This window comes from Streptomyces sp. NPDC053750, from assembly GCF_044544295.1.
Lineage (GTDB): Bacteria > Actinomycetota > Actinomycetes > Streptomycetales > Streptomycetaceae > Streptomyces.
In genome coordinates this window covers 158,418-172,433 of sequence record NZ_JBITXB010000002.1, presented here as the reverse complement: position 1 = coordinate 172,433, position 14,016 = coordinate 158,418, and the positions used below count along the sequence as shown (strand labels likewise).

Genomic DNA, 14,016 nt, shown 5'->3' with positions numbered 1-14,016 from the left:
GGTGCGGTGAGCGCGAGTGCGGCGCTCACCGCCCCTCGCCGTCGCCACCCTCCGCACGCCTCGCGCCGCCTCCCGCATGGTGGACGGCGCTCTTCCCTTCGCGGGGCCACCCCGTAAGCTGACGGCAGCAGCTGGTTCGCCCCGCCCGCCAGGCGGGGAGTCGCAAGAGGGAACCCGGTGGGAATCCGGGACTGCCCCGCAGCGGTGAGCGGGAACGACCGCCGTCACACGCACTGGGTCCGACGTACCGGACCTGGGAAGCGACGGCCAGTAGGTGTCCTCCGGCAGGAGAACGTGCCCGCGAGTCCGAAGACCTGCCAACTGCCCGCGCGCGGACCGATCCGTGCGCGGACATCCCGGTGACCTCGAGGGCGGGTCGGCGAACACACCAGACGGAACGACCGCGCCAGTGCCGCGCGGGGTCGGGTCCGTCCGGTCCGTCACACCCTTCGCGCTCTCGTCCCGTCTCCGGGATCTCAGGGATTCATCTCGCGAAGGAGATCTCCGTGACAGCGAAGTCCGCAGCCGCGGCAGCACGGGCCACCGTGTACGGCTACCCCCGCCAGGGCCCGAACCGGGAACTGAAGAAGGCGATCGAAGGCTACTGGAAGGGCCGCGTCACCGCCGACGCCCTCCACGCCACCGCCGCCGAACTCCGCCGGAACAACCGGCAGCGGCTCGCCGACGCCGGCGTCCACGAGGTGCCCACCGGTGACTTCTCGTACTACGACCACGTCCTCGACACCACCGTCATGGTCGGCGCGATCCCCGAGCGGCATCGCGCCGCGGTCGAGGCCGACGCGACGGACGGCTACTTCGCGATGGCGCGCGGTACCCAAGATGTCGCTCCGCTGGAGATGACCAAGTGGTTCGACACCAACTACCACTACCTGGTCCCCGAGCTGGGTCCCGACACCGTCTTCACGGCCGACTCCGGCAAGCAGGTCGGCGAGCTGAAGGAAGCTCTCGCCCAGGGACTCACCGCCCGGCCCGTGCTGGTCGGCCCCGTGACGTATCTTCTGCTGGCCAAGCCCGCCCCGGGCGTACCCGCCGACTTCGAGCCGCTGACCCTCCTGGACCGGCTGCTGCCCGTCTACGCGGAAGTGCTCGCCGACCTGCGCGCGGCCGGCGCAGAGTGGGTGCAACTCGATGAACCCGGCCTCGTGCAGGACCGCACCCCGGCCGAGCTGAACGCCGCCGAGCGCGCCTACCGCGACCTCGGTGCTCTCACCGACCGGCCCAAGCTGCTCGTGGCCTCCTACTTCGACCGGCTCGGGGACGCACTGCCGATCCTGGCGCAGGCCCCGGTCGAGGGACTCGCGCTCGACTTCACCGACGTCGCGGCCGCCAACCTGGACGCCCTCGCGGCCGTCGGCGGGCTGCACGGCAAGCGCCTGGTCGCCGGTGTCGTCAACGGCCGCAACATCTGGATCAACGACCTGCAGAAGTCGCTGTCCACCCTCGGAACCCTCCTCGGCCTCGCCGACCGCGTCGACGTCGCCGCCTCCTGCTCCCTCCTGCACGTCCCCCTGGACGCGTCCGCGGAGAAGGACGTCGACCCGCAGATCCTGCGCTGGCTGGCCTTCGCCCAGCAGAAGACCGCCGAGGTCGTCACCCTCGCCAAGGGCCTCGCCCAGGGCACCGACGCCATCACCGGCGAACTCTCCGCCAACCGCGCCGACCTCGCCTCCCGCGCGAGCTCGCCGATCACCCGCAACCCCTCGGTGCGGGCCCGCGCCGCGGCCGTGACGGACGCCGACGCCCGCCGCTCCCAGCCATACGCCGAACGGACCGCCGCCCAGCGCGCCCACCTCAGGCTGCCCCTGCTGCCCACGACCACCATCGGCTCCTTCCCGCAGACCGGCGAACTGCGCACCGCCCGCGCCGACCTGCGTGCCGGGCGCATCGACACCGCCGGGTACGAGGAGCGCATCAAGGCAGAGATCCAGGAAGTCATCTCCTTCCAGGAGAAGACCGGCATCGACGTCCTGGTGCACGGCGAGCCCGAACGCAACGACATGGTCCAGTACTTCGCCGAACAGCTCACCGGTTACCTGGCCACCCAGCACGGCTGGGTCCAGTCCTACGGCACCCGGTACGTCCGCCCGCCGATCCTGGCCGGCGACATCTCCCGCCCCGAGCCGATGACCGTCCGCTGGACCGCGTACGCCCAGTCGCTCAGCGACCGGCCCGTCAAGGGCATGCTCACCGGACCGGTCACCATGCTGGCCTGGTCCTTCGTCCGGGACGACCAGCCCCTCGGCGACACCGCCCGCCAGGTCGCCCTGGCTCTGCGCGACGAGGTGAACGACCTGGAGGCGGCCGGCACCTCGGTCATCCAGGTGGACGAGCCCGCGCTGCGCGAGACCCTGCCGCTACGGGCGGCCGACCGGGATGCCTATCTGGCGTGGGCGACCGAGGCGTTCCGGCTCAGCACGAGCGGGGTGCGTCCGGACACCCAGATCCACACCCACATGTGCTACGCCGAGTTCGGCGACATCGTGCAGGCGATCGACGACCTCGACGCCGACGTCATCAGCCTGGAGGCCGCCCGCTCCCACATGCAGGTAGCCCGGGAACTCGCCGCCCACGGCTACCCTCGCGAGGCCGGACCCGGTGTCTACGACATCCACTCCCCGCGCGTCCCGAGCGCCGACGAGGCCGCTGACCTGCTGCGCACCGGCCTCAAGGCGATCCCGGCCGAGCGGCTGTGGGTCAACCCCGACTGCGGCTTGAAGACCCGCGCCTGGCCCGAGACCCGGGCCTCGCTGGAGAACCTGGTCGCCGCCGCCCGCACCGTCCGGAGCGAACTGCCCGCCTCCTGACCGGAGAAGGCAGTGGGCCGGGACGCCACAGGCGCCCCGGCCCTTCCGAGAGCACCGCCACAACCAAGGCAGGAAGGCGGACCCTCAGTGCCCGGCAAACCGCGGCAGGTCGTCGTGGACGGCAAACCCATGATCGCCGTGCCCGAGAAGCAGTTCGAAAGCCTGCTGGCCATGCGCAGACAGCTCGGCAGCCAGACCGCCAAGCTGCGCATGCTGCGCGACACCCTGACCGACCTGAGCGAGTTCCTGGACACCGTGGCCGAGGCACTCGACACCGCAGACACGGACGGGTCACGCGAGACCTCGTCGCCCCTGATCGCGGAGATGCGCCGACGGGCCCGGCACGTACGCGGCGTCGTCGGGTCAGGGCGGGCTCCGAAAGGTCGGCACTCGTCCGACCGTACTCGAACTTAGGTATACCTAATTCCTCATCACGACACAACATCTGGGGTGTGCACACCCACCCGGTTCTAGATGTAGTGTTGGCGGTGCTGGTGGTTCGCCGGGCACTGCTGTGTTCGGCGTCGCAAGAGGGAACCCGGTGAAAGACCGGGACTGCCCCGCAGCGGTGAGTGGGAACGACCGCCGTCACAGGCACTGGGTCCGGATGCCGGGCCCGGGAAGCGACGGCCAGTAGGGGTCTCGTACGCACGAGACACGCCCGCGAGTCCGAAGACCTGCCACCGGTGCGCACGCCGGACAGCGGTGTGCGCGCTCCGAGGCCCCGAGGGAGGGCCAGGTGGCAGACGCACGGCCCCGGGCGAGGCGCATAGGTTTACTCCGCCACCCGGTGTCCCGCCGCACGTCCCGCGCCGCTCCTCCCCTCCCGGTCCTCGGGCACGGACGGGAACGAACGAGAGGAGACGGCGGCCGATGAGCGGTCTCGTGTATTTCTCCAGCGTCTCGGAGAACACCAGGCGCTTCGTGGAGAAGCTGGCCCTGCCGGCCACGCGCATCCCCCTGCACCCGCGTCGCGAGGGCATGCCACAGGTGACCGATCCGTATGTGCTGATCACGCCGACCTACGGCGGTGGTGAACGCGCGGGCGCGGTGCCCAAGCAGGTGATCCGCTTTCTCAACGTCGAGGCCAACCGGCTGCTGCTGCGCGGAGTCATCGCCTCCGGCAACACCAACTTCGGCGCCGACTACTGCCTGGCCGGCCGGGTGATCTCGGCGAAGTGCCGGGTCCCGGAGCTGTACCGATTCGAACTGCTGGGCACGGACCGCGACGTCCGCGCCGTGAGGGAAGGGCTGCAGGAATTTTGGACACGACACTCGTCAACCAGGCGGACGACGGAGCGGCAGGCGGCATGAGCACCCTCACCACGGCGGTCACGGCCCCCGCGGCGCAGCGCGAGTCGGTCGGCACGCGCAAGGACTACCACGCGCTGAACGCCATGCTGAACATGTACGACTGCGACGGCAACATCCAGTTCGGCCAGGACCGCGAAGCCGTACGGCAGTACTTCCTCCAGCACGTGAACCCGAACACCGTGGAGTTCGGGTCACTCAAGGAGAAGATCGACTACCTGATCGCGAACGACTACTACGAGGAAGCCCCGATCCGGCGCTACCGCTGGGAGTTCCTGGAGGACCTCTACCGGCAGGCGTACGCGCACGAGCACCGCTTCCGCACCTTCCTCGGGGCGTTCAAGTACTACACGTCGTACACGCTCAAGACCTTCGACGGTTCCCGATACCTGGAGCGCTACGAGGACCGAGTCGTCGCCACCGCCCTGTTCCTGGGTGCCGGCGACGAAACCCTCGCCTCGCGGCTCGTCGACGAGATGATGACCGGCCGATTCCAGCCGGCCACCCCGACCTTCCTCAACGCCGGCAAGGCCCAGCGCGGCGAACTGGTCTCCTGCTTCCTGCTGCGCGTCGAGGACAACCTGGAGTCCATCGGACGCGGCATCAACTCCGCGCTCCAGCTCTCCAAACGCGGCGGCGGCGTGGCGCTCCTGCTGACGAACCTGCGCGAGCAGGGGGCGCCGATCAAGAAGATCGAGAACCAGTCCTCCGGTGTCGTCCCGGTGATGAAGCTCCTCGAGGACTCCTTCTCCTACGCCAACCAGCTCGGCGCGCGGCAGGGAGCGGGCGCGGTGTACCTGCACGCCCACCACCCGGACATCATGCGGTTCCTGGACACCAAGCGGGAGAACGCGGACGAGAAGATCCGCATCAAGACCCTGTCGCTGGGCGTGGTCGTCCCGGACATCACCTTCGAGCTCGCCAAGCGCAGCGAGGACATGCACCTGTTCTCGCCCTACGACGTGGAGCGCGAGTACGGCAGGCCGCTGGCCGACCTGTCGGTGAGCGAGCACTACGACGAGATGGTCGCCAACCCGCGCATCCGCAAGACCACGCTCAGTGCCCGCGAGTTCTTCAAGACCGTCGCGGAGCTGCAGTTCGAGTCCGGCTACCCGTACCTGCTGTTCGAGGACACGGTGAACCGGGCCAACCCGATCCCGGGCTGGATCAACATGTCCAACCTGTGCTCGGAGATCCTCCAGGTCAACACCCCCAGCACCTACGACGTCTCGCTCGGCTACGAGACGGTCGGCCGGGACATCTCCTGCAACCTCGGCTCACTGAACATCGCCGCCGCGATGGCCTCCCCCGACCTCGGCGCGACGGTCGAGACGGCGGTGCGCGGACTCACCTCCGTCTCCGACCAGTCGAACATCGACGCCGTGCCCTCCGTCGCGCACGGCAACGACCTGTCCCACTCCATCGGCCTCGGCCAGATGAACCTGCACGGCTACCTCGCCTCGCAGCGCATCCACTACGGCAGCGAGGAGGGCGTCGACTTCACCGACATGTACTTCTACGCGGTCGCCTTCCACGCCCTGCGCGCGTCGAACCGGATCGCGATCGAGCGCGGCACCGCCTTCGACGGCTTCGAGAACACGGCGTACGCGGACGGCTCGTACTTCGACAAGTACACCGAGCGGGTCTGGGAGCCGGCCACCGAGCGGGTACGGAAGCTGTTCGCCGATGCGGGGATCGCCCTGCCCACGCAGGCCGACTGGCGCGAGCTGAAGGAGTCCGTGCGGGAGCACGGCATCTACAACCAGTACCTCCAGGCCGTACCGCCCACCGGCTCCATCAGCTACATCAACGACTCGACCGCCTCCATCCACCCGATCGCCTCCAAGGTGGAGATCCGCAAGGAGGGCAAGCTCGGCCGCGTCTACTACCCGGCGCCGCACATGGACAACGACAACCTGGAGTACTTCCAGGACGCGTACGAGATCGGCTACGAGAAGATCATCGACACCTACGCGGCGGCCACCCAGCACGTCGACCAGGGCCTGAGCTGCACCCTCTTCTTCCGGGACACCGCCACCACCCGCGACCTGAACAAAGCGCAGATCCACGCCTGGCGCAAGGGCATCAAGACCCTCTACTACATCCGGCTGCGCCAGGAGGCCCTCGAAGGCACCGAGATCGAGAACTGCCTGTCCTGCACCCTGTGACCCCGCCCTCCCCCACCTTCTGGAAGCACGCACCATGACCACGACTCCCCCTGCACCGACCGAGCTGTCGGTCACGCCGCCCTCCTACCGCCACGACCCGGCCGCCCGGCTCCGGCCGGTCAACTGGAACCGCGTCACCGACGAGAAGGACCTGGAGGTCTGGAACCGGCTCACCGCCAACTTCTGGCTGCCCGAGAAGGTCCCGCTGTCCAACGACCTCAAGGACTGGCAGCAGAAGCTCACCGCCGAGGAGCGCACGCTCACGATGCGGGTGTTCACCGGCCTGACCATGCTCGACACCGTGCAGGCCACGGTCGGCGAGATCGTCCAGATCCAGGACGCCCGCACCGAGCACGAGGAGGCCGTCTACACCAACATCGCCTTCATGCAGGCCGTGCACGCCCGCAGCTACTCCTCGGTCTTCTCGACGCTCTCCACGACCCCGGAGATCGACGACGCCTACCGCTGGGCCGTGGACAACGACGTCCTCCAGCAGCGCTGCAAGACGGTCCTGGAGTACTACTACGGCGACGACCCGCTGAAGCGGAAGGTCGCCTCCACCCTCCTGTCCTCGCTGCTGCTGTACGCGGGCTTCTACCTCCCGCTGCACTTCTCCACCCACGCCCTGCTCACCAACACCGCCGACATGATCCGGCTGATCCTGCGCGACAAGGCCGTGCACGGCTACTACTCCGGCTACAAGTACCAGCGCGGTCTCGAGAAGCTCGACGCCGCCGGGCAGGAGGAGATGCGGACGTTCACGTACGACCTGCTGGAGAAGCTGTACCAGCTGGAGCTCCAGTACTCCGGCGAGCTGTACGAGCCGCTCGGGCTCATGGACGACGTGGCGGTCTTCGTCCGGTACAACGCCAACAAGGCCCTGATGAACCTCGGTTACCCGGCCCGCTTCGACGCGGAGGAGACCGAGGTGAACCCGGAGATCCTCGCGGCGCTCTCGCCCGGCGCGGACGAGAACCACGACTTCTTCTCCGGGTCCGGCTCCTCGTACGTCATGGGCAAGGCGGAGGACACCGCCGACGACGACTGGGACTTCTGAGAGGTTGCCGTGTCCGACACACCCAGTGTGCCCGCTCCCCGTGGCGCGCCCGACCGTCAGGGCTCGTGTGTGCTGCTCAAGCACGGCGAGATCTTCCTCAAGGGCCGCAACCGCCACCTCTTCACCGAGCGGCTGCACGACAACCTGCGGCTCGCACTGCGCGGAATCGGCGGTTCGACGTGGATCAAGACCGCGCAGAACGTGACCGTACTGGGCGGCCAGGTGCCCCAGGAGGCTCTGCTGGAGCGGGCGCGCAGGGTGATCGGCTTCAACTCGGTGGAGCCGGCCGTGCGGGTGCCCAGCGAGCTGGAGGCCATCACGGCGGCGGCCGTGGACGCGCTGGCCGACGTCCCGCACAGGGCCACGTTCTCCGTGCGGACCAGACGGCGGGACAAGCAGTTCCCGCTGACCTCGTCCCAGGTGGACGCGCACGTCGGGGCCAGGGTCCTGGCCCGGGTTCCCGGCCTGCGTGTGAACCTGGCCCGGCCCGATGTCGTACTGGCGGTGGAGATCGACCGCAAGGAGACGTACGTGTCCCGCGCACGCCTCCCGGGCCTGACCGGGCTGCCCGTCGGCTCCAGCGGCCGGGCGCTGGTTCTGCTGTCCGGCGGCTACGACTCACCGGTGGCCGCACACCGCGCCATGAGACGCGGACTGGCCTGCGACTTCGTTCACTTCAACGGCGGCACCGCCGGGATCTCGGTCCTGCCCGACGAGGACTGCTGCAGCCTGCTCGCACCTCCGCGGGTCAGCACCCGCGCCGGCCTGCCGCAGCTGCACTCCGTCGAGAGGCGTCTCGACCTGGACGAGGTGGTCGAGACGCTTCTGGACGCCGCTCAGGTGCTGCGTCCGGGGGCGGACACCGAGGAGGTGCCGGCCGCCTCGGACGACAGCTGTGCGGCCTCCGTCTGACGGGTGCTCACGCCGCGCCCGGCACCGCCCGCTGGCCCGGGCCGTCGTACGAGGCCAGCGGGCGGATCAGCGCGTTGTGGGCGAGCTGCTCGGTGATGTGCGCCGTCCAGCCGGTGATGCGGCTCATCACGAAGATCGGCGTGAAGACCGGGATGTCGAAGCCCATGAGGTGGTAGGCGAGGCCGGCCGGGTAGTCCAGGTTCGGGTGGATGCCCTTGCGGTTGACCATGGCGTGGCGCAGGGCGGCGTGGAGGGTGGCGAGCCGGGTCACCTCGGGGTCGGCGGCCCGCGCCACCAGCCGGTCCAGGGCGTCCTGCATGATCGGGACGCGGGAGTCGCCGTGCTTGTAGACACGGTGGCCGAACCCCATGATCTTCCGCTTGGTCGCCAGTGCCTCGTCCAACCACGTCTCGGCCCGCTGCGGATCGCCGATCTCCAGCAGCATGTGCATCACGGCCTCGTTGGCGCCGCCGTGCAGCGGTCCCTTGAGGGCGCCGATCGCGGCGGTGACCGCGCTGTAGAGGTCGGAGAGGGTGGAGGTGACGACGCGGGCGGTGAACGTCGAGGCGTTGAAGCTGTGTTCGGCGTACAGCGTCAGGGAGATTTCGAAGCAGCGGACCACGTCCGGGTCGGGCACGCTGCCGAAGCACATGTGGAAGAAGTTCTCGGCGTACCCGAGGGACGGGTCGGGCGGGATCGGGGCGAGGCCACGGCGGCGGCGCTGGTCGGCGGCCACGACCGTGGGCAGCTTCGCGAGCAGGGTGAGGGACTTGGCGCGGTTGGCGGCGAGGCTGCCGTCGTCCTCGGTGGGGTCCTCGGCGCCGAAGAAGCTGACGGCGGTGCGCAGGACGTCCATGGGGTGGCACGTCTCGGGCAGCCGGGTGAGCAGTTCCAGTGTGGTGCGGTCCAGGGGGCGCAGGGCGCGTTCACGGGCCTGGAAGTCGCGGAGCTGCTCCTCGTCGGGGAGTTCGCCGTACCAGAGCAGGTGGGCGACCTCCTCGAAGGAGCGGCGGGCCGCGAGGTCCTGGACGGGATAGCCGCGGTAGGTGAGGGAGTTGGTGTCCTGGATGACGGTGGAGATCTCGGTGGTGTCGACGACGACACCGGCGAGACCGCGGTGGATCCCGGGCGCGGTGGTGGTCATGGGGTGCCTGCCTTCGTGGGTCAGGTGCCGGGTCAGTTGCCGGGCGGGAGGGTGAAGTCAAAGACGGCCGAGTCGAAGGCCGAGTACTCCTCGTAGCCGAGGAGTTCGTACAGACGGGAGCGGGTCTGCATGCGCGGCAGCAGGGACTCCTGGGTGCCCTCTGCGGCGATGGTGCGCAGCCCGTCCTCGACCGCCCCCATCGCGAGGCGCAGCAGGGTGACGGGGTACAGGGCGATGTTGTAGCCGAGGTTCTTCAGGGTGGCCGTGTCGAGGAGAGGCGTCTTGCCGAACTCGGTGAGGTTGGCGAGCAGCGGAACGTCGACGGCCTTGCGGAACGCCTCGTACTCGGAGACGTCGGCGAGGGCTTCGGGGAAGATCGCGTCCGCGCCGGCGTCGACGTACGCCCTGGCCCGGTCGATCGCGGCGTCCAGGCCCTCGACCGAGCGGGCGTCGGTGCGGGCCATCAGCAGGAAGTCCGGGTCCCGGCGGGCGTCGACGGCGCCCCGGATCCGGCGGACCATCTCCTCCCGGGGCGTGATCGTCTTGCCGTCCAGGTGGCCGCAGCGCTTGGGGTTGACCTGGTCCTCCAGGTGCAGCCCGGCCAGGCCGGCGTCCTCCAGGAGCTGGACGGTGCGGGCCGCGTTCATGGGTTCACCGAAGCCGGTGTCGGCGTCGATGAGGACGGGCAGGTCGGTGACGCGGGTCGTCTGCTGGGCACGGGCCGCGATCTCGGTGGAGGTGGTCAGGCCGATGTCGGGCAGACCGAGGTCGGCGGCCAGCACCGCGCCGGACAGGTAGACGGCGTCGAAGCCGGTCTCCTGGATCAGGCGGGCGGACAGCGGATTGATGGCGCCCGGCATGCGCAGCAGCCGGCCCGAGGCCAGTTGCTCGCGGAAGGTCCGGCGGCGCTCGGCGGGTGTGGTCCGGGTGTGCAGCGCCATCAGAACAGTCCCTTCGGCAGGCTCGCGTCGTACGCGGCGACGGCGTCGGTGTCGACGGCCGGGAAGAGGCCGTCCAGATCGGCCGCCGACAGCTCCGCGAGGCGGGCGGCGGTGTCCAGGAACGCCTTCTGCGCGGACTCGGTGACGACGCCCTCGGCGAGCGTGCGGAACTTGCCGACGTAGCCGGTGCGGTCGAAGGGACGGGCGCCGGCCGGGTGGGCGTCGGCGACGGCGAGTTCGTCCTCGATCACCGAGCCGTCGTCGAGGGTGATCACGGCGCGTCCGCCGAAGGCGCGGCGGTCCGGGTCGGGGTCGTGGTAGCGGCGGGTCCACTCCGGGTCCTCGACCGTCGTGATTTTCCGCCACAGTTCGACGGTCTCCGGGCGCCGCGCGCGCTCGGGGGCGTAGGAACGCTCGTGGTGCCAGGTCCCGTCCTCCAGCGCGACGGCGAAGATGTACGGCACCGAGTGGTCGAGCGTCTCCCGGCTGGCCGATGGGTCGTACTTCTGCGGATCGTTCGCACCCGAGCCGATCACGTGGTGGGTGTGGTGGCTGGTGCGCAGGACGATCGAGCGCACGTTCCGCAGCGGTCCGGCCTTCTCCCGCAGCCGCCGGGCGAGGTCGATGATCGCCTGCGCCTGGTACTCGGCGGAGTGCTCCTTGGTGTAGGTGTCGAGGATGGCGCGACGCGCCTCCCCGGGCTCGGGCAGGAGGACTGTGTAGTCCGACTCCGGACCGTTCAGCATCCAGGCGAGGACCCCGTCCTCGCCCTCGTAGATCGGCGAGGGGGACGTCTCGCCCCGCATCGCGCGGTCGACGGCCTCGATGGCGGCCTTGCCGGCGAAGGCGGGGGCGTACGCCTTCCAGCTGGAGATCTCGCCCTTGCGGGACTGCCGGGTGGCGGTGGTGGTGTGCACGGCCTGCTGGATGGCCTGGTAGACCGTCTCGGTCGGCAGCCGCAGCATCGCTCCCAGGCCGCCCGCGGTGGCGGCGCTGAGGTGGGCCACGTGGTCGATGCGGTGTTCGTGCAGGCAGATGCCCTTGACCAGGGCGACGTGGAGCTCGTACGCGGCGATGACTCCGCGCAGCAGGTCGGCGCCGGGGCGGCCGGTGTGCTGGGCCACGGCGAGCAGGGGCGGGATGTTGTCGCCGGGGTGGGAGTAGTCGGCGGCCAGGTAGGTGTCGTGGAAGTCCAGCTCGCGGACCGCGGTGCCGTTCGCCCAGGCGGCCCACTCCGGGGAGACGCGGGCGCGGCTGCCGAAGACGGAGGCACCGGGGGCGGTGGCGCGGTGGGCGGTGGCCTGGGCGCGGGCGACGGCGACCGGGCGGCGCAGCAGGGACGCGACGGCCACGGAGGCGTTGTCGATCACCCGGTTGACCGCCATGGCCGCGCTGTCGGTGTCCAGGTCGTCGGTGCCGGTGGCCACGGCGGCCAGCTTCCAGGCGAGCTGCTCCTCGCGTGGCAGCCGGTCGGCGCTGGGGTGGACACGGACGTGGTGCTCGATCACGGGACTCCTCGTGGGGTGCGGACGGTCAGGCCGGTGCTGGTGTGATCGACGGTGCCCGCTGCGAGGTGGCCGTGCCACCTTTCCAGTCTGCGGAATCCGTACATCCCGGAGCTGCGAATCTGCGAATCCTGCGAAGACGGCGAATGCTATCTTCGCAGGCAGGGGCTCCCGGAATGCTCTCGAAACGTCCCCTTTCCCGGCTTGCGACAAGGATGTGCGCCGTGCCTCGAGAAGCGGCCGACCGTAAGGTCTACGCCCATGCGAAGCTGCGCCGGCTGCGCCGTGAGCACGGCATGAACCAGGTCGACATGGCCCGTGCCCTCGCCATTTCCACCAGTTACGCCAACCAGATCGAGCAGGGCACGCGCCCGCTCACCGCCTCCGTGCTGCTGCGGATCGCGGAGGTCTTCGGGGTCGACGCGGAGTTCTTCTCCGACGCCGACGAGGACCGGCTCGCCACGGACCTGCGGGCCGCGGTGGCCGACGAGGCGTGCGGGGTGCCGCCGCTCGCGCCCGAGGAGATCGCCGAGGCCGCGCGCGACCACCCCGAGGTGGCACGGGCCCTGGTGGCCCTGCACCGCCGCTACCGTGACACGGTCGAGCAGGCCGCCGCCCTCGGTGCTCCGGGGACGACGGAGGCGCTGCTGCCTCTCGCCGAGCCGCACGACGAGGTGCGGGACTTCTTCTACGCCCACCACAACCACTTCGAGCCCCTCGACACCGAGGCCGAGCGGACCGCCGAGAGACTCGGCCTGCGTCCGGGCAAGGCGGCGGACCCGCTGACGGCACTGCTGGCCGAGCGCCACCAGGTCCGCGTCGTCCAGGCCGCACCGGGGCGGGCCGGTGACGCGCGGCGCTTCGCCCGCGAGACCGGGCTGCTGTTCCTCTCCCCCTGGCTGAGCGACGGCCAGCGCGCCTTCCAGCTCGCCACGCAGCTCGCCCTGCTGGAGCACGGGCCACTCCTCGATCAGCTCGTCACGGGTGCCACGGGGCTGACCTCGCCGGAGTCGGCGGCGCTGGCCCGGATCGGGCTGGCGAACTACTTCGCCGGCGCGCTGCTCATGCCGTACGGCGCCTTCCTCACGGTGGCGGAAGAGGTGCGCTACGACATCGAGCTGCTGTCCGCCCGCTTCGGCGTCGGCTTCGAGACGGTCTGCCACCGCCTGAGCACCCTTCAGCGCACCGGACGGCGAGGGGTGCCCTTCTCCTTCCTTCGCGTCGACCGGGCCGGCAACATCTCCAAGCGGCAGTCCGCGACCGACTTCCACTTCTCCCGGCTCGGCGGCACCTGCCCGCTGTGGACCGTGTACGAGGCGTTCTCCTCGCCCGGCAGAATCCTCACCCAGGTCGCGGAGATGCCCGACGGCAAGCGGTACTTCTGGGTCGCCCGCACCATCATCCGGGGCGGGTTCGGCCATCACGCACCGCGCGCCGAGTTCGCCGTCGCGCTCGGCTGCGAGCTGCGCCACGCCCACCGCCTCGTCTACTCCGAGGGCATCGCTCTCGACGACCCGCGCGCCGCCACCCCGATCGGTCTCGGCTGCCGGATCTGCGAACGCCGCGACTGCGCGCAACGGGCCCGGCCACCGGCGGGCGGGCGGCTGGCCGTCGATCCGGACCGGCGGACCTACGTGCCGTATCCGGTGGAGAGCACGGCGCCGTGAGGGCGCCGGGGCCCTCATGCAGCGGTGCCGTGCGCATGCCGAGACCTCAGGCAGCGGTGCCGTGAGGGCGCCGAGCCCTCAGGAAGACGTACCTCGGTGGCGGCGCAACAGCTCGGCGACGGCTCGGCGCAGGGCGGCGGCCTCGTCCTTCGCGGCCTCCGTCCCGTGCTCGGGGACGTCTGCCCGTCCGGCCTCCGAGCAGTCCCCGGCGCCCAGAAGGGTTCCGCGGACGGGCTCGGGTGCCGCGACCAGTCCTTCCAGGTCATCGAGAAGCTGCTCGGTTCTTCGCAGCTTCTCGCTCAGGCTCCGGATGCGGGCGCTCTGACCGCCCATCTGCCTTCGGCTCGCCAGGAGTTGCTCGTACTCCGCAACCGGGAGAGCGACCGCTTCCACTCCTCCCACGGTGATGCGTGACGGCTGTGGACGTCTGGGCATCACGTCCTCCGTTCCCCGTTCCAGTAGTCATACCGTCGAACGCGACGGGCC

At 70.3% G+C, this 14,016-nt stretch carries 11 protein-coding genes and 2 riboswitches; of the genes, 8 read left to right on the top strand and 3 right to left on the bottom strand.

Annotation, left to right across the window (positions count from 1 at the left end; genetic code table 11):
• The first annotated feature begins 164 nt into the window (after nt 1-164).
• Nucleotides 165-316: riboswitch (cobalamin riboswitch) on the top strand.
• Nucleotides 317-506: 190 nt separating this feature from the next.
• The 6 genes from metE (at nt 507) to ACIGO6_RS06140 (ending at nt 8,273) form a co-directional block, all read left to right on the top strand.
• Complete coding sequence (gene metE, locus ACIGO6_RS06165) at nt 507-2,825, top strand: 5-methyltetrahydropteroyltriglutamate--homocysteine S-methyltransferase (RefSeq protein WP_399872023.1); 2,319 nt, start codon at nt 507-509, stop codon at nt 2,823-2,825.
• 87 nt (nt 2,826-2,912) lie between these two features.
• Entirely contained in the window at nt 2,913-3,239 is a 327-nt protein-coding gene (locus tag ACIGO6_RS06160; RefSeq protein ID WP_399872020.1) for a hypothetical protein, read from the top strand.
• A gap of 64 nt (nt 3,240-3,303) precedes the next feature.
• Nucleotides 3,304-3,525: riboswitch (cobalamin riboswitch) on the top strand.
• A 173-nt stretch (nt 3,526-3,698) separates the two neighbouring features.
• A complete protein-coding gene (gene nrdI / locus ACIGO6_RS06155; RefSeq protein WP_399872018.1) occupies nt 3,699-4,139 on the top strand; it encodes a class Ib ribonucleoside-diphosphate reductase assembly flavoprotein NrdI in 441 nt (146 codons plus the stop codon).
• The gene (nrdE, locus tag ACIGO6_RS06150; RefSeq protein WP_399872016.1) at nt 4,136-6,304 is read left to right on the top strand and encodes a class 1b ribonucleoside-diphosphate reductase subunit alpha; all 2,169 of its coding nucleotides are present in this window, start codon (nt 4,136-4,138) and stop codon (nt 6,302-6,304) included. Before nrdI ends, nrdE begins: the two co-directional genes overlap by 4 nt.
• Nucleotides 6,305-6,338: 34 nt before the next feature.
• On the top strand, nt 6,339-7,361 hold the full coding sequence (nrdF, locus tag ACIGO6_RS06145; protein ID WP_078889100.1) for a class 1b ribonucleoside-diphosphate reductase subunit beta: 1,023 nt from the start codon (nt 6,339-6,341) through the stop codon (nt 7,359-7,361).
• A 27-nt stretch (nt 7,362-7,388) separates the two neighbouring features.
• On the top strand, nt 7,389-8,273 hold the full coding sequence (locus tag ACIGO6_RS06140) for a THUMP domain-containing protein (protein WP_399872013.1): 885 nt from the start codon (nt 7,389-7,391) through the stop codon (nt 8,271-8,273).
• Between the two features lie 7 nt (nt 8,274-8,280).
• Here the strand turns inward: ACIGO6_RS06140 and ACIGO6_RS06135 are convergent, their stop codons facing one another.
• The 3 genes from ACIGO6_RS06135 to ACIGO6_RS06125 are packed head-to-tail and all read right to left on the bottom strand — an operon-like array spanning nt 8,281 to nt 11,866.
• Nucleotides 8,281-9,417 carry a bifunctional 2-methylcitrate synthase/citrate synthase gene (locus tag ACIGO6_RS06135; protein ID WP_399872010.1) on the bottom strand — a complete coding sequence of 379 codons (1,137 nt, stop codon included), beginning with the start codon at nt 9,415-9,417 and terminating at the stop codon, nt 8,281-8,283.
• A gap of 32 nt (nt 9,418-9,449) precedes the next feature.
• A complete protein-coding gene (gene prpB / locus ACIGO6_RS06130; protein ID WP_399872007.1) occupies nt 9,450-10,358 on the bottom strand; it encodes a methylisocitrate lyase in 909 nt (302 codons plus the stop codon).
• Nucleotides 10,358-11,866 carry an MmgE/PrpD family protein gene (locus tag ACIGO6_RS06125; protein WP_399872004.1) on the bottom strand — a complete coding sequence of 503 codons (1,509 nt, stop codon included), beginning with the start codon at nt 11,864-11,866 and terminating at the stop codon, nt 10,358-10,360. Before ACIGO6_RS06125 ends, prpB begins: the two co-directional genes overlap by 1 nt.
• 221 nt (nt 11,867-12,087) lie before the next feature.
• On the opposite strand from ACIGO6_RS06125, the gene ACIGO6_RS06120 reads away from it, so the two are divergent.
• Complete coding sequence (locus tag ACIGO6_RS06120; RefSeq protein ID WP_399872002.1) at nt 12,088-13,530, top strand: short-chain fatty acyl-CoA regulator family protein; 1,443 nt, start codon at nt 12,088-12,090, stop codon at nt 13,528-13,530.
• 96 nt (nt 13,531-13,626) lie between these two features.
• Nucleotides 13,627-13,944 (top strand): hypothetical protein, encoded by a 318-nt coding sequence (locus ACIGO6_RS06115; protein ID WP_399872000.1) that lies wholly within the window; start codon nt 13,627-13,629, stop codon nt 13,942-13,944.
• Nucleotides 13,945-14,016: the final 72 nt, after the last annotated feature.